This window comes from Streptomyces clavifer (assembly GCF_036345975.1).
In the GTDB taxonomy this organism is placed as follows: domain Bacteria; phylum Actinomycetota; class Actinomycetes; order Streptomycetales; family Streptomycetaceae; genus Streptomyces; species Streptomyces clavifer.
Genome location: NZ_CP107793.1, coordinates 780,120 through 801,875, shown reverse-complemented (window position 1 = coordinate 801,875; position 21,756 = coordinate 780,120). Strand labels below are relative to the sequence as shown.

The window sequence follows — 21,756 nt, the reverse complement described above, 5'->3', positions numbered from 1 at the left end:
CTGCCACCGGGTGGGCCGGCGGCGCCCCGGCACGACGGCATCCGCGCGGCCGCCCGGGTGCCGCAGCCGGGCAGCGTCAGCGCAGGGCCTCGGGCAGGGGTTCGCGGTGGACGATGCCCAGGCGCTGGGTGGCGCGGGTCAGTGCCACGTACAGATCGCTGGTCCCGAACCGGGCGGGCTCCACGACCAGCACATGGTCGAATTCCAGCCCCTTGGCCTGGCGCGGTGCGATCAGGACCACCGGCCGGGTCAGATCGGGCTCGGCACCGGCCTCGACCCCGTCCAGCGGGGCGGCGATCTCCCCGTGCAGCGCGAGCGGTGCGATCACCGCGAGGCGTCCCTCCGCGGGCGTGAGCTCGGCGACCGCGCGGGCGACCGCGCCCGCCAGATCCGCGCCGGCGTCCCGTGTCCACGGCACCTCCCCGGTGGACCGCACCGAGCCCGGCGGCTCGAAGGACGGGTCCTCGGCGCGCAGGACCCGGGCCGCGAGCTCCATGATCTCGGCGGGCGTACGGTAGTTGACGCCGAGCCTGACGTGCTCGTAGCGGTCACCGACGTACGGCTCCAGGATCGGTCCCCATGAACCGACCCCGGCCTCCTCGGAGGTCTGCGCGGGGTCGCCGACGAGTGTCAGCGAGCGGGTCGGTGAACGGCGCATCAGCAGCCGCCACGCCATCGGCGACAACTCCTGCGCCTCGTCGACGATGATGTGCCCGAACGCCCAGGTCCGGTCGGCGGCGGCGCGCTCGGCCGCGCTGCGGTGGTCGGCCTCCTCGTGCCGCTCCGCCATCCGCTCGGCGTCGATGATGTCGTGGGCGGCGAGGGTCTCGGACTCCTCGTCCTCGAACTCGAAGGTCTCCGAGCCCCGCGACAGCTCCAGGACGCCCTGCGCGTAAGCGATGCGCTCCTGGCGGCCGGCCTCGGCGGCTGCGCGCTCGGCGCTGTCGTCGGCCCCGAGCAGCTCCGCGGCCTCGTCGAGCAGCGGGACGTCGGAGGGGGTCCACTCCCCGTCGCCGGGCGTGCGTCGGACGGCTTCGGCGTCCTCGTCCGGCAGGTACAGGGGCTCCGCCAGGTAGTCCGCCAGGAACCCCTCGGGAGTGAGCACCGGCCACAGCTCGTCGACGGCGGCGTGGACCTCCCCGCTGACGGCGACGCTCTTGCCCAGCTGGGCGATGTCGTCCGGGCCGAGGAAGTTGGGGCCGCCGTACGGGTCCGCGCCGATGCGCTCGACGAGCTGTGCCGTGAGGGCGTCGATGATCCGGAAGGCGAAGTGCGGGCGGGCGAGGTTGTGCGGCAGGCGGGTGTCGCGGGCCGCCTGACGGGCCTCGTAGGCGATCTCCCAGTCGAGGACGAGGTCCCCGTCGTCGTGCGGAACGACGATCGGGGCGCCGGGCTCCGGCAGCCGCTGCCGGTCGCGGACCGCGAGGGCAAGCGCCTCGGCCATGTGTTCACCGCCCTTGACGGCGGCGGCGCGGGGCGTCTCGGTGCCGCGAGCGTGGACGCCGGGGAAGAGCTCGGCCTGCGTGGCGAGCAGGACACCGGTCTCACCGAGCGCGGGGAGCACTTCGCCGATGTAACGCAGGAAAGCAAGGTTGGGGCCCACGATCAGCACGGCGCGCTTGGCCAGCAGCTCGCGGTGCTCGTACAGGAGGAAGGCGGCCCGGTGCAGGGCGACCGCCGTCTTGCCCGTGCCCGGGCCGCCCTCGACGACGAGCACGCCCCGGTGCGGGGCGCGGATGATCCGGTCCTGCTCCGCCTGGATGGTCCGCACGATGTCGCCCATGCGGCCGGTGCGCGCGGAGCTCACCGCGGCGAGCAGCACGGCGTCGCCGCTCGGGTCCTCGAAGCCGGTGCGCTCCTGGTCACCCACGTCGAGGATCTCGTCGTGCAGCTCGGTGACGACGCGGCCCTCGGTGGTGAGGTGACGGCGCCGGCGCAGACCCATCGGAGTGTGCCCGGTGGCGAGATAGAAGGGGCGAGCCACCGGCGCGCGCCAGTCGATCAGCAGGGGAGTGTGTTCGGTGTCGTCCTCGCGGATCCCGATCCGGCCGATGTGATGCGTGGCGCCGTCGGAGAGATCGATGCGACCGAAACACAGCGAACCGTCCACCGCGTCCAGGGCTGCCAGCAGACCCGAGCGCTCGGCGACCAGCACATCGCGTTCGAGGCGTGCCTGCAAGCCGGTTCCGACCGGCGTCAGCGCGTCCTCGACGGAGCGCGAGGCGACCCCGCGCAGCACGTCCACGCGGTGGTGGAGCCGGTCGACGTATGCCTGCTCCTTCTGCAACTCGACGCTTTCCCTATTTGACAAAATTGCTCCCGGCCGGATATCTTGTTTCTTATAGGCCCCCGATGTGGGGCCTTTTCTGTGGGCACACAGAAGAATTCAATATACGTGAGGAAATCCCTGGTCCGCAATTGCGGACCAGGGATTTTCCATGGGCCGCGGCCGAGGCGGAACGGGCCCACGCCCGGCGGCCGGGCCGTCCTCCTGTACGTCTTCGCGGAGGGGGCGCGGGACGCCGCCGACGGCCTGCGGAACCCCACCTCCGTCGCACTGCGCGGGAACGACGTGTACGTGCTCAGTGCCGCCTGCACCACGGCGACCGACCCCAACCTGCTGCGCGCACACCTGCGCGACCGCCGGTGAACGCCGGCCTCGTCGAGGACGTGGCGCGCAGGCGTCCCCCCGGGCCGGATCAGGAGGGACGGCCGGAAGGCGGGGTCCGCACGAGGCCGCTCTGATAGGCGATCACGACGAGTTGTGCGCGGTCATGGGCGTCGAGCTTGGCCATCGCGCGCTGTACGTGGCTGCGTACGGTCAGCGGACTGACGACGAGCTCCTCGGCGATCTCGGTGTTGGACCTTCCGTGCGCGGCCAGGGCCATCACCTCCCGCTCGCGGGTGGTCAGGGCGTTCAGCCGCTCCGGGGGCACGAGCTGCGAGTCCGGCTCCGGCGTCGCAAGGAAGCGTGTGATGAGGGCACGGGTGGCCGTGGGGGAGAGGAGCGACTCGCCCGCGGCCACCGTGCGGATGCCGGAGAGGAGCACTTCGGCACTGACGTCCTTGCCCAGGAAGCCGCTCGCCCCGGCGCGCAGGGCCAGGGCGACGTACTCGTCGTTCTCGAAGGTGGTGAGGATCAGCACCCGGGTCGCGGAGAGACCGGGGTCGCCGCAGATGCTGGTCGTCGCGGTCAGACCGTCGGTTCCGGGCATGCGGATGTCCATCAGGACCACGTCGGGGTGGTGTACGCGAGCGAGCTCGACCGCTTCGCTTCCGTCGGCGGCCTCACCGACTACGGTCATACCCGGAGTGGAGTCGATGAGGATGCTGAAGGTGGCTCTGAGCAGGGCCTGGTCGTCGGCGAGCAGGACACGGGTGGTCACGTGGATCGGCTCCTTTCGGTCGGCGGGGGCGACAGCGGCAGTGTGCAACGGACCTCGAACCCGCCTTCCGGCCGGGGGCCGGCATCCACGGTCCCTCCCGCGGAGCGGGCACGTTCCCGCATTCCTATGAGACCGAAGCCGCGCCCCGGTGCGGATGCCGTCCGTACGGCGGCCCCGGAGTCCGTGACCGTGAGCGACAACCGGTCGTCGGAGTAGACCAGCCGGACCCGCGCCGCCCCCGTGCGGGCGTGCTTGGTGACGTTGGTGAGGGCCTCCTGCACGATCCGGAACGCGGTCAGGTCCGCCCCCGGTGCGAGTGGCCGCGTTGTGCCCTCGGTGGTGACGGTGACCTCCAGCCCGGCGCCGGCGAACGCCGTGGTCAGGTCGTCGAGCCGCGCGAGTCCGGGGGCCGGGCCCAGCGCGGCGTCGGAGTCGCTGTCCTGGCGCAGGAGTCCGACCGTGGCCTTGAGCTCGCGCAGCGCCGAGGCGGTGGTCTCGGCCAGGTTGTCGAGCATCTCCTGAGCCCTGTCCGGGTGGGTGCGGGACAGGTGCGCCGCCGTGCCCGCCTGGGCGTTGGCCAGAGCCAGGTGGTGGGCCACGACGTCGTGCAGCTCGCGGGCGATGCGCATGCGCTCCTGGGCCACCCGGTGCCGGGCCTCCTCCTCACGGGTGCGCTCGGCGTGCTCGGCGCGGGCGTGCACCGCCGCGAGATAGGCACGGCGCAGTTTGACGGAACTGCCCAGTACGGCGGGCAGGAGCACCCAGGCGACGGGATTGACCGTCGTGAGCAGCAGGCCGTAGTGCTCGACCGGCTCGGCGAGGAGGGCGGTGACCGGCAGCAGTACGGCGACGGCGAGTGCACCGGTACGGGTGGTCCTGCGGTCGGTGCGCAGGCCGAGCGAGTACAGCGCCACCATGAGCGGCCCCTGCAGCAGAGGGGTGAGGAGGTATCCCAGCGCACCTTCGCCCAGAGTGCACAGCGTGGTGAGCGCCACGACCGTGCGGGGATGGCTGCGGCGCCGGAGCAGGGCGGTGCAGGCGACCGCGGAGAGCACGATCGAGGGCCACACCCGGGGCGGACTGCCGGGTGCCAACGTACTGATCATGCTGCCCGCCGCGGAGAACGCGAACAGCACGAGGATCGTCGCGGCATCCCGGCTGCGGGGATGCGACGGCTCGGACCGCGGCCCGTGCACGCTCATCGTTCTCCTTCCTGCACCGGCGCGCCGGCGACCTCGTGTCCGAGTGGCCGTCGGGCCGCCCGTTCGTCCTCCCGCACGTCCCCGCGGCCCCGTCGCCCACGGGTGGCCGGCGTGCCGTCCCGGTGGCGCTCCGCCGAGCGCCACCGGGACGGCCGGGCCGAACCCTTCGGTCGCCGCCGCTGATCAGACGCGGACCGGCTCCCCGGCGGCGTCGTGCCGCTCGTCACCGGAGGGCCGCGCGTGGAGGGCCGCGCCCTCCACATCGACGTCGGGCAGCGCCCTGTCGAGCCAACGAGGCAGCCACCAGGCCCTGTCACCCAGCAGGGCGAGCACGGCGGGCACGATCGCCATCCGTACGACGAACGCGTCGAACAGCACGGCGATCGCCAGGCCGAACCCGATGGTCTTGACCATGGACTCGGTGGAAGCGACGAATCCGGAGAATACAGCGATCATGATGAGCGCCGCCGCGACGACGACACGGGCGCTGTGGCGGAACCCGGTGACGACCGCCTGGGCGGGCCGGTCGCCGTGTACGTGAGCTTCCCTGATCCGGGCCACGAGGAAGACCTCGTAGTCCATCGCGAGGCCGAAGACGATGCCCACCAGGAAGATCGGCATGAGGCTCATGATCGGTCCGGGCTGCTCGACGCCCAGCAGTCCGGCGCCCCATCCCCACTGGAAGACGGCCACCACCGAACCGAGGGCGGCCAGTACCGACAGCAGGAACCCCAGGGCCGCCTTGACCGGTACGAGTACGGACCTGAAGACGACCAGCAGCAGCACGAAGGCCAGGCCTACGATGACGGTCAGGTAGGGCAGCAGGGCGTCCTGCAGCGCCTGGGCGACGTCGATGTTCATCGCCGTGCTGCCGGTCACCTCGAACGTGGTGCCGGTGGACGACTCGGTCGCGGACCGTTCGCCGCGGATGGTGTGGACGAGTTCCTTGGTGGCCTCGTCGTTCGGTCCGGTGCTCGGCACGGCGGAGAACACCGCCGTGTCGCCGGCCGGGTTGAACCGCGCCGTGGAGACGGACACCACCCCGTCGGTGGCGCCGACCTCGGAGGCGACGGAGGCGACCGCGGACTTCGGATCGGCCGCGCCCCTGGCGTCCACCACGAGGGTCAGCGGGCCGTTGAAACCGGGGCCGAAGCCGTCCGCGAGCGCGTCGAAGGCGCGGCGTTCGGTGGTCGAGACCGGCTTGGCCTCCGCGCCCGGCATGCCCATCTGCAGATCGGCCGCCGGCAGGGCGAGGACGCCCAGGCCCGCGACGCCCGCCAGCAGGACCGGGACGGGACGGCGCAGCACGAACCGGGCCCAGCGGGTCCCCCCGTTGACCCCGCTGCCGTCCGTGCCGGTTCCGGCTCCGGCGCGGGTGCGGCGGCTCCTGCGCGTGGACCGCGACAGGACGGCATCCGGCCACATCCCCAGCAGCGCGGGGACCAGGGTGAGCGCGATGAGTACGGCGACGACGACCGCTCCCGCCGCGGACACCCCCATCTTGGTCAGCATCGGGACACCGACGACGGAGAGTCCTGCCAGCGCGATGACGACGGTGAGCCCGGCGAACACGACGGCCGACCCGGCGGTTCCGGTGGCGAGGCCCGCCGCCTCCTGGGGGGCGCGGCCCTTCGCCCGCTCCTCGCGGTAGCGGGAGATGACGAACAGCGCGTAGTCGATGCCGACCGCGAGACCGAGCATGGACGCCAGGGTGCCGGTGGTCATGGACAGCCCGAACGTGCTGCCCAGGGCCAGGACCGAGGCCATGGCGATGCCCACGCCGATGAGCGCGGTGAGCAGCGGCAGCCCGGCCGCCGCCATCGAACCGAAGGTGATCAGCAGGACCACCGCCGCCACGGCCACACCGATGCCCTCGGCCACACCGCCGGCCGCCGGCTGGGTCGCCAGGGCGGTGCCGCCCACCTCGACCGTGAGGCCGCTGTCCCTGGCCTCCTCGACGGCGCGCTCCAGTGTCTGCCGGGTGGCGTCCGTGAGATCGGCCGCCTTCACCGTGTAGCTGACGGTCGCGTAAGCGGTCGAGGCGTCCCGGCTCACCGCGTCGGCGCTGAAGGGACTCACCGCACCGGCCACCTGCGCTCCGGCGCCGACCTCGTCCACGAGCCCGTCCACGGCCGCCCGGCTGTCGGCCCCGGTGACCTTCCGGCCGTCGGGAGCGACGAAGACGATCCGGGCGTCGGCTCCGTCGGAGTCCGATCCGGGAAAGCGCTGTTCCATCAGATCGAAGGCCTTCTGCGCCTCGATCCCCGGCATGAACGAGCCGTCGTCGGTGGCGGCGGGTGCCGTCGCGGCGGCCGCGCCGACGGCGGCCAGAACAGCCAGCCACAGCAGCACGACGGTCCGGCGTCGCCGGAATGCCGACTGTCCGAGGCGGTAGAGGAATGTAGCCACGAGTAGGGGGTCTCCACATCTGATCTCTGGGTAGGTCCCCAGACTGACCGTCCGGACCCCCTCCCGGCATCGTGCGCCTGCGGACAATCGCGGCTACTGAAACCGCACGAGGGACTCCGGACCGACTCCTCCTCAGGGAGGACGGAGCAAGGAGTGCTCATGACCACCGACCAGAACAGCCGGTTCCGCGACCGCACCATCGTCGTGACGGGAGCGGGGTCCGGAATCGGACGGGCCACGGCCCTTCGGATCGCCCGGGAGGGCGGCACGGTGGTCGCCACCGACGTGGACGCGGGGAGCCTGGACCGTCTGGCGTCCGAAGCGGGCGGTCCCCCCGTCCGCACCGTGGCCGGGGACATCACCGACGCCGCCGTCATCGCTGCCGTCGTCGCCGCGGCCGGCGGGCCGGTGGCCGGGCTGGCCAACGTCGCCGGCATCATGGACGGCTTCCTGCCCCCTGCCGAGGTCGACGACGCCACGTGGGACCGGGTGATGGCCGTCAACCTCACCGCGCCGATGCGACTGACCCGGGCGCTCCTCCCGGGCATGATCGCCGCCGGGGAAGGAGCGATAGTCAACGTCGTCTCCGAAGCGGCCCTGCGTGGTTCTGCCGCGGGTGCGGCCTACACGGCGTCGAAGCACGCGCTGGTCGGCTACACGAAGAACGTGGCGTTCTTCCACGGGGCGCAGGGGATCCGCGCGAACGCCGTGGCCCCCGGCCCCGTGATCACGAACATCGAGGGGGCGATGGCATCGGAATTCGCCGCTGCCCGGGTGGGCCCCGTGATGCGGGCGACCCTGCCGGCCCCCGCCCTGCCGGGCCGCCTCGCGGCAGCCATCACCTGGCTCCTCAGCGAGGACTCCGCCAACGTCAACGGAGCCGTCCTGCCCAGTGACGGTGGCTGGTCCGCCGTCTGATGCGGCGCATTTTCGTTGCTTGAGTCAGGCAAGTAATCGCTAGGGTGAAGGCATGCCAAAGCCTGCGCCCGCTCCGGAGGCCCCCGCGACGTACGTCGGTGAGATCGCCGGAGCTCTCGACCGCATCGCCTACCTGGCAGGCCGGGCCCGGCAGCACGACCGTCTGATGGCACTGGCCGGTGTCCCGCTCGACCGCGCCGCCGCCGCCCTGCTGCGGCAGCTCGCGGAGGGGGAGCCGCTGCGGCCGGGGGAGCTGGCGGCCCGGATGTCGGTGGAGGCCTCGCACGTCACGCGGCAGGTGCAGCACCTGCGCAAGGCCGGTCTCGTCACGCGTGTGCCGGATCCGGACGACCGTCGCGCCCGGCTCATCGAGCTCACGGCGGCCGGCCGGAAGGCCGTCGACCGCATCCGGGAGGCGAGTCGCCGGGGTATGAGCATGGCGCTGCAGGACTGGGCGCCCGAGGACCTCGAGCGGCTCGCCACCCTCTTCCACCGCATGGTCGACGACTTCGTCGCGCACGCCGACGACGCCGTGGAGCTCCCGCCACCCACCTGACCGCAGTCCCCTCGGCCGACCGCGGGCAGGTGATCCCTCCGCGGCCCCGGATGCGCCGGCACCCGGCGGGAACCGGCCCCGGGCCCGACACGAACGGCTCCCGCATGCACATGAGCACCCCTCAGCCCGCCCCGGCACGTGGGGACGGCCAGCACGTCCTCGTCGTCGCCGACGACCCCTCGACCGTCGAACTCCTCACGACGACACTCGTGCTGGCCGGGTATCAGGTGCAGTCGGCGGCGAACGGCGCCGACGGGCTGAAGAGGGTCACGGAACATCCGTACGATCTCGTGGTCTTCGACGCCACGATGCCCGACCTGGACGAACTCCAGCGGGGCCGCCGTCTGCCGCCCGCCGACCGGCCGCCCGTCCTCTTCCTCACCGCGTACGAGTCCCTGCACACCCTCGTGCCCGAACTGGGTCTGGGCGAGGAGGACTACGTCACCAAACCCTTCGGGATCTCCGAGGTGCTGGCCAGGGTGCACGTGCTCTTACGCGGCAGGCACACGCCCCGGCAGGGCGACACCCCCCACTACCGTGACCTCCTCCTCGACCACGCCACGTGCGAGGCGCGGCGCGGAGCAAGGCCCCTGGACCTGACGCCCGCCGAGTACCGGCTCGTGTGCCTCCTGCTGGCCCACGCCGAACGCGTGCTCTCCAAGGGGCAGATCAGCCGCCACGTCTGGGGCGATGTCCGTGCCGACAACGCGATCGAGAAACTCGTCTCCCGGCTCCGGCGGAAGGTCGATGTCGAGGAACCCGCACTGATCCACACCCGACGGGGCTTCGGCTACTGGCTCGGCTGCTCCAGCCGCTGATCCCGCTGTCCGCCCCCGCAGTGATGTGCGTCACGTCAGGCTTCTGTCAGGAAACGGGCCGGGGGGTGTCAGTCCGTTCCGCTGGGATGGGCCCGTCCGACACCCCGCGCACCCGCCCCGAACGCGTCGGACACCCCCCACCGCAGAGGAGAAGCATGTCCGGCATCCTGGCCCGCCCCGCCGACGGCACGACCCCGCCCGACCGCGCGTACCCGATGACCAGGGACCTGACCTGTCCACTGGCCCCACCCCCCGGGCTGCACACCGCCCGTGCCGAGAGCCCGGTCGGCAGGGTCCGGATCTGGAACGGCACGACCCCCTGGCTCATCACCCGGCACGCCGACCAGCGAGCCCTGCTCGTCGACCCCAGGGTCAGCAACGACGACCACGAGCCCGGTTTCCCCTATGTCAACGCCCACCGTGCGGCCATCGCGCACGCCACTCCGCCGCTCATCACCAACACCGACGCACCCGAGCACACGCGTCTGCGCCGGATGGTCAACGCGCCGTTCCTCGTCAAGCGGATCGAAGCGATGCGGCCCGCGATCCAGAAGATCGTCGACGACCTGATCGACACCATGCTGGACGGGCCCAAGCCGGCGGACCTGCTCACCGCCCTGGCCCTGCCCGTCCCCTCGCTCGTGATCGCCGAACTGCTCGGAGTGCCGTACGCGGACCACGACTTCTTCCAGAGCAACAGCAACCTCGTACTCGACAGCGACGCCTCCGCGGACGAGGCGCGTCGTGCGAGCGGTGCCCTCACCGGCTACCTCGACACCCTCCTCGGCGAGAAGCTCACCGCCCCGGGCGAGGACGTGCTCTCCGGGATGGGCCGCCGGGTCACGGCGGGCGAGATGACCCGCACGGAGGCCGTCCACATGGGCGTCGCCATGCTCATCGCCGGGCACGAGACCACCGCCACCATGATCAGCCTCGGCACCCTCGCTCTGCTCCAGCACCCCGATCAGCTCGCCCTGCTCCGCGACGACGACGATCCGCGGACGGTCGCCGGAGCGGTGGACGAACTGCTGCGCTACCTGACCATCGTCCAGACCGGTGTGCGCCGCGTCGCCAAGGAGGACATCAGCATCGGGGACCAGGTCATCCGTGCCGGTGACGGCATCATCTTCGACCTGGCCGCCGCCAACTGGGATCCCGAAGCCTTTCCCGAGGCCGACCGCCTGGACCTGCGCCGCCCGGCCCGCACGCACCAGGCCTTCGGCTACGGACCCCATCAGTGCCTGGGCCAGTCCCTGGCCCGGCTGGAGCTCCAGGTCGTCTACGGCACTCTCTACCGGCGCGTCCCCACCCTCACCCTGGCCGCCCCGCTCGATCAGCTGGCCTTCGACCACACCGGCACCACCTACGGCGTCCGCTGCCTGCCCGTCACCTGGTAGTCCCGCAGGGGACGAACCCCGTACGCAGCCGACGAACGTACGCACCGAGGAGCATCAGAATGAGCATGCGTGTGGAACTGGACGAGCCGAAGTGCGTCGCCTCCGGGCAGTGCGTCATGGCGGCCCCCGAGGTGTTCGACCAGCGGGAGGAGGACGGGGTCGCGATCGTGCTCGACGACGGTCCCGCGCCCGAACTCCACGACGGCGTGCGGGAAGCCGCCGCGATCTGCCCGGCGGCGGCGATCCACCTGGTGGAGCGGTGAAGCGGATCGTCGTCGTCGGCGCGTCCGCCGCCGGACTGGCGGCCGCCGAGACCCTGCGCAGGGAAGGGTACGAGGGAGCGGTCACCCTCGTCGGTGACGAGCCGCAAGCCCCCTACGACCGTCCGCCGCTCTCCAAACAGGTCCTCTCCGGCACCTGGCCCACCGAGCGGGTGTTCCTGCGCCCGCGGCCCGCCCTCGACTCGCTCGGCCTCGACCTGCGCCTCGGCACCGCCGCGACCGGACTCGACCTCGGCTCCCGCGAGGTCCTCCTCGCCGACGGCGGCAGGACCGGCTACGAGGGGCTGATCGTCGCCACCGGCGTACGCCCGCGCCGGCTGCCCGGCGAGGGGGCGCACGTCCTGCGCACCCTGGACGACGCCGTGGCGCTGCGGGACCGCCTGCTGCCCGGGCGCCGGCTGGTCGTCGTCGGGGCCGGCTTCCTCGGGGCCGAGGCTGCCGCGGTGGCCCGGAGCCTCGGGGCGGAGGTCACGCTCCTCGAACCGGCACCCGTGCCCCTCGCCCACGCGGTGGGCGAGAAGGTGGGGCGGGTGCTCTCGGAGGCCCACCGCGACCACGGCGTGGACCTCCGCACCGGGGTGACCGTCGTCCGTGCCGACGGGAACGGGGTGCGGCTGGCGGACGGCGAGGTGATCGAGGCCGACGACGTGCTGGTCGCCGTCGGCTCCGTACCCAACACCGACTGGCTCACCGGTAGTGGACTGACCGTCGACGACGGCCTGCTCTGCGACGAGTTCAGCGCCGCCGCACCGGACGTGTACGGCGCGGGTGACGTCGCCCGCTGGCACAATCCGCTGTTCGGCGTACCGATGCGCGTCGAGCACCGGACCAACGCCGCGGAGCAGGGGATGGCGGCGGCACGCAACCTGCTGAAGCCCCTGGCCCGCAAGCCGTTCGCGCCGGTGCCCTACTTCTGGTCCGACCAGTACGGGATGAAGGTCCAGGCGCACGGCTGCCTGCGCGGCCACGATGATGTCGCGGTCGTCGAGGGGGACCTCGCCGGACGGCGGTTCCTCGCCGCCTACCGCACCGGCGACCACCTGGCAGGTGTGCTCGCCGTCGGCATGCCGCCGAAGACGGTCCGCGCCTGGCGGCAGGCCGTCGCCACCCGCACGACGTGGAGCGACGCGCTGGGGAGCACCGCCTCCGTGTCCAGGGCCTGAGGCACCGATCCGCACACCCCGCACGGCTCGGCCGTCCCCGCGCGGGGCCCGGCAGCCGGCTGAGCCGCCGTCATACAGGAGGATGCTCATGCACGAAGGTACGTACGGCGAGCGCGACGTGGTCGTGGTGACCGGAGCGGGAGGGATGGGAGCGGCCGTCGCCCGCAGACTGGGCAGCGGACGGACCCTCGTCCTCGCCGACGCGTCCGGTCCGCAGCTCGACCGGCTCGTCGAGGCGCTCCGTGCGGAAGGTCACGCCGTGCGGGGGGTGGTCACCGACGTGTCCGACCGATCCGCCGTCGACGAACTCGCCCGCACCGCCGCCGGAGAGGGCAGGGTCGCTGCCGTCGTGCACACCGCGGGTGTCTCGCCGGCGACCGCGTCCGCCCGGACGATCCTGGCCGTGAACATGGTGGGCACCGCCCATGTCATCGAGGCCTTCGAGCAGGTGGCCTCCCGGGGGACCTCGCTGGTCTGCGTCTCCAGCATGGCCGGCCACTACGCCTCGCCGACCCGGGAGGACGAAGCCCTGCTGGCGTCCGCCCCGGCCGGGGACCTCCTCGCACTCGCCTGCGTCGCCGCCGTCGGCGAGGAGGCGACGACCGCCTACATCCTGTCCAAGCGCAGCAACCACCTGCGGGTGCAGGCCGCCGCGCTGGCCTGGAACCTGCGCGGTGCCAGGATCAACAGCATCAGCCCCGGGGTCATCTCCACCGCCATGTCGAAGGCGGAGGCGGAGTCGTCCTCCGGCGCCCACATGCTGCGGATGCTCGAGGACTGCGGTGCCGGGCGGACCGGGACTCCGGCGGAGATCGCCGACGCTGTCGCCTTCCTCAGCGGGCCCGGAGCCGGTTACATCACCGGCACCGATCTGCTCGTCGACGGGGGCCAGGCCGCCTGGATCCGCTGCCACCGCGTGTGACCGCACGCCCCGGGCACGGCCGGCCCGGGGCCCTTCCTCCGCATGCCGACCGCCCCCATGGTGCCGCCCTCAGTGTCCGTGGCCGCCCTCCCCGTGCCCGTACGTGGACTCGGCCTGCTGCGGAGCAGCCGGTGACGCTCCGGCCCGGACGGTGAAGGCCGCCGTGCGGACGGTGCCGTCGTGCTCGAAGTCCAGGAAGAGGCGGTACGCCGCTGAGCTGGGCGCGGTCGCGGAGAACGAGACGCCGGGGCCCGGCTCGGTGCTGCCGTCACCGGGCTCCCCGTCGGGGTGGACGTGCAGGTGGGCGAGGTCACCGGCACGTAGGGCGACGAGGTGTCCGTAGGCGCCGAGGTAGGGCCGGAGGTCGGTGACCGGCCGTCCGCCCCTGCTCACGTGGAAGGTGAGGTCCGCCGCGGCCCCGGGCCGGAGATTGCCGTTCAGGGTCACGGTGTACCCGTCGACCGTCGCGGTGCGGGCCGGCTCGGGGAGTTCCGCGGGCTCGTAGGTGCCCGCCACGGCGAGATCGGCGCCGAGGGTGAGGTCGGGAGCGTTCCCCGTACCCGGGGTGAAGTCGGCGAAGAGGCGGTAGTCACCGGCTGCGGGCAGGCTGACGGGGGTGCTCCAGGTGCCGTCGGCGGCACGGGCCGGGTGCAGGTGCCGGTAGGTCGCCAGGTCGCGTGAGGCCAGGATCAGGTGCAGTTCCTTGCCGTGCTCACGTTGGTACGAGGTGACGGGCCGGCCGGAACCGTCGCGTACGGCGAAGCGCAGCTCGCCCGCCCGTGCCGCCTTCAGCCGCGGGGTCAGGAGGTCGAGGGTGTAGCCGCCCCCGGACACCTGCAGCCCTCCGGCCACTGATTCCGCGTGGTCACCGCCGCCCTCCTCCCCTTGCCGTTCCGCGCTGTCCGTGTGGCCGGCGCGGGGTACGGGTCCGGTGCCTCCCATGGGCCCCACCGCGCTGCCGAGGCCGTACGCGGCGCCGAAGGACGCCGCCAGTGCTGCGGTGAAGGACGTGATCTTCCCGGCGGTGTTCATGGCTGCTCCTCCTGGTCCGAGCGGGTCCCGTGGCGGGCCCCCGTCTCCTGAGGTTATACCCCGGTGGGGTATCTTGGCGTTGTTGCGAAAGATACGGGTGGGGGGTATACCTGAGAGTGGAGCCGGTACCCCTAGGGGGTATGTAGATCGGAAGGGTGATCCCATGTACGTGTCCATGCTCGAAGGCACCCGCACGAACGGAGCCGGCAGCGTGGCGACCGCCGACGGGGGCTCCACCGTCACCCTCCGCCGGGTGGCCGGCACGACCTGCGGGCACCTCCGGACCGCTGTCGCACAGTCCGCCGGAGCGCTGAACGAGGACGTGTCCGTCGACGTGGCCGGCGGCCTGGTCACCGTCACCACCGCCGGAACACCGGACGACGCCGCGGTCGCCGCGGTGGTCGACGACGCCGGCCAGGAGCCGCCCGGCCGCCCCTGAGCGGCGCGCACCGCCCCGGCAGCCGTCGGGACCCGCATGCACGGGTCCCGACCCCACCCGTCCCGACGAGGAGCAGGAAATGACCACCATGACTCAGGGCGCCGCCCAGGTCGAGCTAGCCGTCGGCGGCATGACCTGCGCCTCGTGTGCGGCCCGCATCGAGAAGAAGCTCAACCGCATGGACGGGGTCGAGGCGACCGTCAACTACGCCACCGAGAAGGCGAAGGTCACCTTCGCCGACGACATCGCGGTCGAGGACCTGATCGCCACCGTCGAGGCGACCGGTTACTCCGCCCGGCGACCCGCCCCGCCCCGGCACGACGTCGAGGGCGCGGCAGCCGGCCCGAGCGACGACGAACAGGCCGACGAAGCATTGCGTCCGCTGCGCCAGAGGCTGGTCACCGCGGTCGTTCTCGCCGTTCCCGTCATCGCGATGGCCATGGTCCCGGCCCTGCAGATCGAATACTGGCAGTGGCTCTCACTGACCCTCGCCGCGCCCGTCGTCACGTACGCGGCCTGGCCCTTCCACCGTGCCGCCGTCACCAACGCCCGGCACGGCGCAGCCACCATGGACACCCTGATCTCGGTCGGTACCGGCGCCGCGTTCCTGTGGTCGCTGTGGGCACTCTTCCTCGGCACGGCCGGCACACCGGGTATGACGCACCCCTTCGAGTTCACCATCGCGCGCAGCGACGGCTCGGGGAACATCTATCTGGAGGCCGCGGCGGGCGTCACGGCCTTCATCCTGGCCGGCCGCTACTTCGAGGCCCGCTCCAAGCGCAAGGCGGGTGCCGCCCTCAGGGCGCTCCTGGAGCTCGGCGCCAAGGAGGTGACCCTCCTGCGCGGCGGGCTCGAAGTCACCGTGCCCACCGCGGAGCTGCGCGTGGGCGACCGCTTCCTCGTACGGCCCGGCGAGAAAATCGCCACCGACGGCACCGTCGTGGAAGGGTCCTCCGCCGTCGACGCGTCGATGCTCACCGGAGAGTCCGTACCCGTCGAGGTATCCGCAGGTGACGCCGTCACGGGGGCGACCCTGAACGCCGGCGGCCGGCTGGTCGTCGAGGCCACCCGGATCGGTGCGGACACCCAGCTCGCCCGCATGGCCGAGCTCGTCGAGGACGCGCAGAACGGCAAGGCCGCCGCCCAGCGCCTTGCCGACAGGATCTCCGCCGTCTTCGTGCCGGTCGTCATCGGACTCGCGCTCGCCACGCTCGGCTTCTGGCTCGGCAGCGGCGCAGGCCTCACGGCCGCGTTCACCGCCGCCGTCGCCGTACTGATCATCGCCTGCCCCTGCGCACTCGGCCTGGCCACCCCGACCGCCCTCATGGTCGGCACCGGCCGCGGTGCCCAGCTCGGCATCCTGATCAAGGGCCCCGAGGTGCTGGAGACCACCCGCAAGGTCGACACCGTCGTCCTGGACAAGACCGGCACCGTCACCACCGGCCGGATGACCCTGGTCGGCGTGCACACTGCGGGGAACACGGACGAGAAGGAGGTCCTGCGCCTGGCCGGAGCCCTGGAGCACGCCTCCGAGCACCCCGTCGCCCGGGCCGTCGCCGCCGGTGCGGCCGCCGAGGCCGGTGCCCTGCCCACCCCCGAGGACTTCGCCGGCATACCCGGCCTCGGTGTACAGGGCGTCGTCGAGGGGCACGCCGTCCTCGTCGGCCGGGAGAAGCTGCTCACCGAGTGGGCCATGGGACTGCCCGAGCCGCTCCGGCGTGCGAAGGACGACGCGGAGAAGGCCGGAAGGACGGCGGTCGTCGTCGCCTGGGACGGCGAGGCGCGTGCGGTCCTGGAGGTGGCCGACGCGGTCAAGGAGACGAGCCCCGAGGCCGTCCGGCGGCTGCGCGCACTGGGCCTCACCCCGATCCTCCTGACCGGAGACAACAGGGCCGTCGCCGAATCCGTCGCCGCCGAGGTCGGGATCGACGAGGTCATCGCCGAGGTCATGCCCGAGGACAAGGTGGCCGTCGTCAAGAGGCTCCAGGAGGAGGGCCACAGCGTCGCCATGGTCGGCGACGGTGTCAACGACGCGGCCGCGCTCGCCCGGGCCGACCTCGGGCTCGCGATGGGGACCGGCTCCGACGCCGCCATCGAGGCCGGCGACCTGACCCTCGTCCGCGGTGACCTGAGGGCCGCGGCCGACGCGATCCGGCTCTCCCGGAAGACGCTCGGCACGATCCGCTCGAACCTGTTCTGGGCCTTCGCCTACAACGTGGCGGCTCTGCCGCTCGCCGCCGCCGGCCTGCTCAGCCCGATGATCGCCGGAGCGGCCATGGCCTTCTCCTCCGTCTTCGTCGTCGGCAACAGCCTGCGCCTGCGCGGCTTCCGCGCCGCCGGCTGAGTCCGGGAGCGGTGTACGGCCGGGGCGGTCCGACGGTCCGTACACCGCTCTCGCGGATCAGGCGTGGAAGCCGTTGCACACCACGGAGGTGTACTCCGTGGGCCCGCCCTCCACGTGGTAGAACACCACCGTCCAGTCGCCCCTGTCGTCCCCCACCGGGAGCGCGTCGACCACTTGGTCCCCGCCGAAGTGGGCCCGGAAGTCGGCGGGGTACTTGAGTGTGATGGTGCCGCCGGACGACCACCGGGAGTAGAGGTCGAACGGCTTGCTCGTGAAGCCGATGCCCTTGCTGACGGACTTGGTGGGCCGGCCGGTCGCCCGGTCCGTCTCGTGCGGGGGCCGCACCCCCACCGCCAGGTAGTACGGATCCGGCCGGTCGCCCTTCCCGGACTCCTTGGGGCGCAGCGTCACCGTGGCCGTGTCCGTTCCTGTGGTGTGCGAGACGCTGGACTCCAGATTCATCGGCATCCGGTCCGGGGAGAGATCCGACTGGTCGCACGAGCCCGAGAGGAAGGCGGCCTGACCCGGATCGTCCGACAGGGTCCAGCGGTCCTTGGAGACACGGTCGTTCAGGATGTGGCCCGGGGGCCCGGCCGGAGTGGGCGGGACGCTGCTCCCGGGCTGCGAGGAAGTGCCCGAGGTATCCGACGCGCCCGACCCCTTGGCGCCTCCCGCCGAACCGCCGCCCGGGTCGGTGAACTGCCAGACCAGCGCCGCAGTGGCGACCACGAGGGCGCAGGCCGCGAGCCCGAACCCTCTGCGGCGGGCGGGACGCGAAGAGGCGTCCTGACCGTCGTACGGCGTGGGGCCCACGGAAGTCCGCGGGGGAGCGGCCACGAGTCCCCGCTCCGCCGGTCCGTCCTCGTGATCCGTCGGACCGCCCTCCCGTTCCGTCGGACCGCCCTCCCGTTCCGTCGGACCGCCCTCCCGTTCCGTCGGACCGCCCTCCCGTTCCGTCGGACCGCCCGGCAGGACCTCGGTGCCCGCCGCCTCGCGCACGGGTACGGGATCGTCGCCCCGGACCAGCGAGCGGTAGTGGGGGTCCGTCGCCAGCGCCGAGTCCACCGCGCACCGTGCGATCACCGTCGCCGGATCCGGCCGGTCCGCCGGGTCCTTGGCGACACAGTCCCGGATCAGCGCGGCGAGCGCGGGCCGCACTCCCGCCAGGTCGATGTCCTCGTACACCGCCCGGTAGCTCACGACCGACGGATCACCGGAGCCGAACGGGGCCCGGCCGGTCACCGTGTACGCGAGCGTCGCCCCCAGGGCGAAGACGTCCGCCGCCGGACCGGCCGCGTTGCGCCGGATCACTTCGGGTGCGGCGAACCCGGGCGTCCCCGTCGCCATCCCGTCCCTGGTGATGAAGGTCTGGTCGAGGCCCCGGGCGATCCCGAAGTCGATCAGCTGCGGCCCCTGGGGCGAGAGGATCACGTTCTGCGGCTTGAGGTCCCGATGGGTGACCCCGTGGACATGGACCGCGGCCAGTCCCTCGGCGAGCGCGGCGAACAGCCGCAGGGCGCTGTCCGGCGGGAACGGCCCGCCCGCTTCCACCGCTCCGCGCAGCGTCGGCCCCTCCACGTACTCGGTGGCCAGCCAGTAGGGCGAGGCGTCGAGGGACGCCTCGATCAACTGGGCGGTGTACGCGCTGCGTACGGTCTCCACGGTGGCGGCCTCACGCCGGAACCGGGTCAGTGCCTCGGGATGGTCGCTTATCTCGTCGCGGATCACCTTCACGGCCACCAGCCGCCCGCCCGGCGACCGTCCCAGATACACCTGCCCCATTCCGCCGGCGCCGAGACGGGCGAGTAGCCGGTACGCGCCCATGCGCGCGGGATCCTGGGGCCGCAGATCGTCCACCGGCACGACTGTGCCATATGCGTGCACCCGTCGGACCCGGCGTCCCGGAATCGGCCGGTGCGCAGGGGACACCGTCCCGGACGGTCCGTGGCCCCGAGGAAAGCACGGTGGCCGAGGATGCCGCGCGTACGAGCGGGTACGCGGCGTGCGGGACGGCATCGCCCAGGCCCCGCCCGATCCGCCCGACCGGGTGGATGGGGGGCTGCTCCACCGCCGCCACCCAGGCGGGGCATCCGGAGCCCGGCGACAGCACCCACGCCGCCGGTCCCGCCCGGGATGCGAAGGGCGGCGAAGGAACCGAGGATGCCTAGGGGACGGGCCGCAGCGCCCGGACCGTACGGACCGGCAAGCGACATCCCGAGGGAGACACCACCATGGCGCCCGAGCGATCCACTTCCGGCGGTACCCCACCGCGCGACCCCGGCCTCGCCCTGCCGGTGGCGGACCGGGCCGGATGGAGCGCGCTGGACGTCCGGGCGGTGGACACCGTACGCGTACTGGCCGCCGACGCCGTGCAGAAGACCGGCAACGGACATCCCGGTACGGCGATGAGCCTGGCCCCGCTCGCCTATCTGCTGTTCCAGCAGGTCATGCGGCACGATCCGGCCGACGACCAGTGGCTGGGCAGGGACCGCTTCGTCCTGTCCTGCGGCCACACCAGCCTCACGCTGTACATCCAGCTCTACCTCGCCGGCTACGGCCTGGAGATGGAGGACCTGGAAGCGCTGCGGACCTGGGGCTCGGCCACCCCGGGGCATCCGGAGTACCGCCACACCAGGGGTGTCGAGATCACCACCGGTCCGCTGGGCCAGGGGCTCGGCGCCGCGGTCGGCATGGCCATGGCGGCCCGCAGGGAGCGGGGGCTGCTCGACCCCGAAGCGGCCCCCGGCGCCAGCCCCTTCGACCACCACGTGTACGTGCTGGCGTCCGACGGCGACATGATGGAGGGCGTCGCCTCCGAGGCCTCGTCGCTCGCGGGCCACCAGCAGCTGGGCAACCTCGTGGTGTTCTACGACTCCAACCACATCTCCATCGAGGACGACACCGACATCTCCTTCAGCGAGGACGTCCCGGCCCGGTACGCCGCCTACGGCTGGCACGTACAGACGGTGGACTGGACCCGCACCGGCGACTACGTCGAGGACGTCGACGCCCTGCTCGCCGCGGTCGAGGCCGCGAAGGCGGACCGGTCCCGGCCGTCGTTGATCATGCTGCGCACGATCATCGGATGGCCCGCCCCGACGAAGCGGAACACCGGGAAGGCCCACGGGGCGGCCTTGGGCGACGACGAGGTCGCCGGCACCAAGCGGCTCCTCGGCTTCGACCCCGAGTCGTTCTTCCCCGTCGAGGACGAGGTCCTCGCCCACACCAGGGCCGTCGGCGAGCGGGGCAGGGCCGCCCGGGAACGCTGGCAGCGGACCTACGAGGCATGGCGGACCGGAAACCCCCCGCGCGCCGCCCTGCTCGACCGGCTGCGGGGACAGGACCTCCCCGACGGCTGGACCGACGCCCTGCCGGAGTTCCCGGCCGACCCCAAGGGCATGGCCACCCGCAAGGCGTCCGGCGAGGTACTCACCGCCCTCGCACCGGTGCTGCCCGAACTGTGGGGCGGATCGGCGGACCTCGCGGGCAGCAACAACACCACCATGGACGGAGAGCCCTCCTTCGTCCCCTCCGACCGGCAGACCTCGGAGTTCAGCGGCGGCCCCTACGGGCGCACGCTGCACTTCGGCATCCGGGAGCACGCGATGGGCGCCGTGCTCAACGGCGTCGGCCTGCAGAGCCTGACCCGCCCCTACGGGGGTACGTTCCTCACGTTCAGCGACTACATGCGGCCCGCCGTCCGCCTCGCCGCGCTGATGAAGCTGCCCGTCACCTACGTGTGGACCCACGACTCGATCGGGCTCGGTGAGGACGGCCCCACCCACCAGCCCGTCGAACACCTCGCCGCACTGCGCGCGATCCCCGGCCTCGACGTCGTACGTCCCGGCGACGCCAACGAGACCACGGTCTGCTGGCGGACGATCCTGGAGCACACCGACCGCCCCGCCGGTCTCGTACTGACCCGGCAGAACCTTCCGGTACTCGATCGCTCCGACGGCGTCCACGCCCCGGCCGAGGGAGCGGCCCGCGGCGCCTACGTCCTCGTGGAGGCCTCCGGAACCGCCCCCGACGTCATCCTGGTGGCCACGGGGTCGGAGGTCCCGATCGCCCTCGACGCCCACAAGCTGCTGGCCGACGAGGGGCTTTCCGTGCGCGTGGTCTCGATGCCCTGCCGCGAATGGTTCACCGAGCAGCCGCTGTCCTACCAGGACGAAGTGCTGCCGCCGGACGTACGCGCACGCGTCAGCGTCGAGGCCGCCGTCGGCCAGGGCTGGCGCGAGGTGGTCGGTGACGCGGGCCGGATCGTGAGCCTGGAGCACTACGGGGCGTCCGCCGACTACCAGCGGCTGTACGACGAGTTCGGCATCACCGCCGACGCCGTCGCAGCTGCCGCACGCGGCAGCGTCCGGGACGCGGTGGAGGCCCCCAGGCCCGGCGGCAGCCGAGGCTAGGACCTCCCCGCTCGCGTCCGTCGCACGGCGGAGGAGGCGACGACGCCGCGAGGCGCGGTGCCGGGGCCTGCGACTCCGCCCGGTCCGGTCGGGCCGGGCGGAGGAGCTCACCCATTTGGCGCCGTACCAGCTCGTGGAGCCGCCCGCCCGTGTCCGCGAGCAGCTCCGCGGGCGGCGCCTGCTGCACGACGCGGCCCTCCGACATGACGATCACCCGGTCCGCGTCCAGGACCGTGGACAGCCACTGAGCGATCACGACACAGGCGCAGCCTTGCCGCCGCAAGTTGTCGAGGTGTGAGGGGGCTGTGCCCCCTTTCGTGGGTCCCGGGGACGGTGAGGACGGACGCGGGTCCCCGGGTGTGCGTGACGTGCGTCCTCGGGGTGTGCGGCGGGCACGGGGAGTGGGCGAGCGGGTTGCGGGCGAGAGGTCGCCGGATTCATCGGATGAACCGGCTTCATCACCCTTCACTCGAGCGA

17 protein-coding genes are annotated in these 21,756 nt (G+C 72.7%); 11 read left to right on the top strand and 6 right to left on the bottom strand.

Annotated elements, in window-relative coordinates; all coding sequences use genetic code 11:
• Positions 1 to 76: 76 nt before the first annotated feature.
• Positions 77 to 2,287 carry a HelD family protein gene (locus tag OG927_RS03235; RefSeq protein WP_330319662.1) on the bottom strand — a complete coding sequence of 737 codons (2,211 nt, stop codon included), beginning with the start codon at positions 2,285 to 2,287 and terminating at the stop codon, positions 77 to 79.
• A 108-nt stretch (positions 2,288 to 2,395) separates the two neighbouring features.
• Here OG927_RS03235 and OG927_RS03230 point away from each other — a divergent pair, with 108 nt between their 5' ends.
• A complete protein-coding gene (locus tag OG927_RS03230) occupies positions 2,396 to 2,650 on the top strand; it encodes a hypothetical protein (protein WP_319099216.1) in 255 nt (84 codons plus the stop codon).
• A 49-nt stretch (positions 2,651 to 2,699) separates the two neighbouring features.
• Here the strand turns inward: OG927_RS03230 and OG927_RS03225 are convergent, their stop codons facing one another.
• The 3 genes from OG927_RS03225 to OG927_RS03215 all read right to left on the bottom strand — a co-directional run bounded on the left by OG927_RS03225 (position 2,700) and on the right by OG927_RS03215 (position 6,997).
• Entirely contained in the window at positions 2,700 to 3,386 is a 687-nt protein-coding gene (locus tag OG927_RS03225; RefSeq protein WP_330319661.1) for a response regulator transcription factor, read from the bottom strand.
• On the bottom strand, positions 3,383 to 4,588 hold the full coding sequence (locus OG927_RS03220) for a sensor histidine kinase (protein ID WP_056795233.1): 1,206 nt from the start codon (positions 4,586 to 4,588) through the stop codon (positions 3,383 to 3,385). The genes OG927_RS03225 and OG927_RS03220 overlap by 4 nt, the downstream gene beginning before the upstream one ends.
• A gap of 183 nt (positions 4,589 to 4,771) precedes the next feature.
• Positions 4,772 to 6,997 (bottom strand): MMPL family transporter, encoded by a 2,226-nt coding sequence (locus OG927_RS03215; RefSeq protein ID WP_209471037.1) that lies wholly within the window; start codon positions 6,995 to 6,997, stop codon positions 4,772 to 4,774.
• Between the two features lie 159 nt (positions 6,998 to 7,156).
• Here OG927_RS03215 and OG927_RS03210 point away from each other — a divergent pair, with 159 nt between their 5' ends.
• The 7 genes from OG927_RS03210 to OG927_RS03180 all read left to right on the top strand — a co-directional run bounded on the left by OG927_RS03210 (position 7,157) and on the right by OG927_RS03180 (position 13,052).
• A complete protein-coding gene (locus OG927_RS03210; RefSeq protein WP_209471038.1) occupies positions 7,157 to 7,915 on the top strand; it encodes an SDR family NAD(P)-dependent oxidoreductase in 759 nt (252 codons plus the stop codon).
• A 52-nt stretch (positions 7,916 to 7,967) separates the two neighbouring features.
• Positions 7,968 to 8,471, top strand: a complete 504-nt coding sequence (locus OG927_RS03205; RefSeq protein ID WP_124283095.1) for a MarR family winged helix-turn-helix transcriptional regulator — start codon at positions 7,968 to 7,970, stop codon at positions 8,469 to 8,471.
• A gap of 110 nt (positions 8,472 to 8,581) precedes the next feature.
• Positions 8,582 to 9,289, top strand: coding sequence for a response regulator transcription factor (locus OG927_RS03200; protein WP_319099179.1), 708 nt, complete (start codon positions 8,582 to 8,584; stop codon positions 9,287 to 9,289).
• 155 nt (positions 9,290 to 9,444) lie between these two features.
• Positions 9,445 to 10,686: a cytochrome P450 gene (locus tag OG927_RS03195; protein WP_056795223.1), complete on the top strand. Its 1,242-nt coding sequence runs from the start codon at positions 9,445 to 9,447 to the stop codon at positions 10,684 to 10,686.
• 65 nt (positions 10,687 to 10,751) lie between these two features.
• Positions 10,752 to 10,949 carry a ferredoxin gene (locus tag OG927_RS03190; RefSeq protein ID WP_056795984.1) on the top strand — a complete coding sequence of 66 codons (198 nt, stop codon included), beginning with the start codon at positions 10,752 to 10,754 and terminating at the stop codon, positions 10,947 to 10,949.
• Positions 10,946 to 12,130, top strand: coding sequence for an NAD(P)/FAD-dependent oxidoreductase (locus tag OG927_RS03185; protein ID WP_209471040.1), 1,185 nt, complete (start codon positions 10,946 to 10,948; stop codon positions 12,128 to 12,130). The genes OG927_RS03190 and OG927_RS03185 overlap by 4 nt, the downstream gene beginning before the upstream one ends.
• An 88-nt stretch (positions 12,131 to 12,218) precedes the next feature.
• The gene (locus OG927_RS03180) at positions 12,219 to 13,052 is read left to right on the top strand and encodes an SDR family oxidoreductase (protein ID WP_209471041.1); all 834 of its coding nucleotides are present in this window, start codon (positions 12,219 to 12,221) and stop codon (positions 13,050 to 13,052) included.
• 69 nt (positions 13,053 to 13,121) lie between these two features.
• Here the strand turns inward: OG927_RS03180 and OG927_RS03175 are convergent, their stop codons facing one another.
• Positions 13,122 to 14,084 (bottom strand): hypothetical protein, encoded by a 963-nt coding sequence (locus tag OG927_RS03175; protein WP_330319660.1) that lies wholly within the window; start codon positions 14,082 to 14,084, stop codon positions 13,122 to 13,124.
• Between the two features lie 163 nt (positions 14,085 to 14,247).
• On the opposite strand from OG927_RS03175, the gene OG927_RS03170 reads away from it, so the two are divergent.
• Together OG927_RS03170 and OG927_RS03165 are read left to right on the top strand one after the other, a co-directional pair.
• Positions 14,248 to 14,523 (top strand): hypothetical protein, encoded by a 276-nt coding sequence (locus OG927_RS03170; RefSeq protein ID WP_056795208.1) that lies wholly within the window; start codon positions 14,248 to 14,250, stop codon positions 14,521 to 14,523.
• Positions 14,524 to 14,602: 79 nt separating this feature from the next.
• Positions 14,603 to 16,867 carry a heavy metal translocating P-type ATPase gene (locus OG927_RS03165; RefSeq protein ID WP_319099174.1) on the top strand — a complete coding sequence of 755 codons (2,265 nt, stop codon included), beginning with the start codon at positions 14,603 to 14,605 and terminating at the stop codon, positions 16,865 to 16,867.
• A gap of 57 nt (positions 16,868 to 16,924) precedes the next feature.
• Here OG927_RS03165 and OG927_RS03160 read toward each other — a convergent pair whose 3' ends face one another.
• Complete coding sequence (locus tag OG927_RS03160) at positions 16,925 to 18,724, bottom strand: serine/threonine-protein kinase (protein WP_330319659.1); 1,800 nt, start codon at positions 18,722 to 18,724, stop codon at positions 16,925 to 16,927.
• 374 nt (positions 18,725 to 19,098) lie between these two features.
• Between OG927_RS03160 and tkt the strand changes: the two genes are divergently transcribed.
• Positions 19,099 to 21,279, top strand: coding sequence for a transketolase (tkt, locus tag OG927_RS03155; protein WP_330319658.1), 2,181 nt, complete (start codon positions 19,099 to 19,101; stop codon positions 21,277 to 21,279).
• Positions 21,280 to 21,756: the final 477 nt, after the last annotated feature.

Coding starts and splice junctions, on each gene's coding strand:
- OG927_RS03220 (WP_056795233.1), bottom strand. CDS start 4,588: ATGAGCGTGCACGGGCCGCGGTCCGAGCCGTCGCATCCCCGCAGCCGG.
- OG927_RS03210 (WP_209471038.1), top strand. CDS start 7,157: ATGACCACCGACCAGAACAGCCGGTTCCGCGACCGCACCATCGTCGTG.
- OG927_RS03205 (WP_124283095.1), top strand. CDS start 7,968: ATGCCAAAGCCTGCGCCCGCTCCGGAGGCCCCCGCGACGTACGTCGGT.
- OG927_RS03200 (WP_319099179.1), top strand. CDS start 8,582: ATGAGCACCCCTCAGCCCGCCCCGGCACGTGGGGACGGCCAGCACGTC.
- OG927_RS03195 (WP_056795223.1), top strand. CDS start 9,445: ATGTCCGGCATCCTGGCCCGCCCCGCCGACGGCACGACCCCGCCCGAC.
- OG927_RS03190 (WP_056795984.1), top strand. CDS start 10,752: ATGCGTGTGGAACTGGACGAGCCGAAGTGCGTCGCCTCCGGGCAGTGC.
- OG927_RS03180 (WP_209471041.1), top strand. CDS start 12,219: ATGCACGAAGGTACGTACGGCGAGCGCGACGTGGTCGTGGTGACCGGA.
- OG927_RS03175 (WP_330319660.1), bottom strand. CDS start 14,084: ATGAACACCGCCGGGAAGATCACGTCCTTCACCGCAGCACTGGCGGCG.
- OG927_RS03170 (WP_056795208.1), top strand. CDS start 14,248: ATGTACGTGTCCATGCTCGAAGGCACCCGCACGAACGGAGCCGGCAGC.
- OG927_RS03165 (WP_319099174.1), top strand. CDS start 14,603: ATGACCACCATGACTCAGGGCGCCGCCCAGGTCGAGCTAGCCGTCGGC.
- tkt (WP_330319658.1), top strand. CDS start 19,099: ATGGCGCCCGAGCGATCCACTTCCGGCGGTACCCCACCGCGCGACCCC.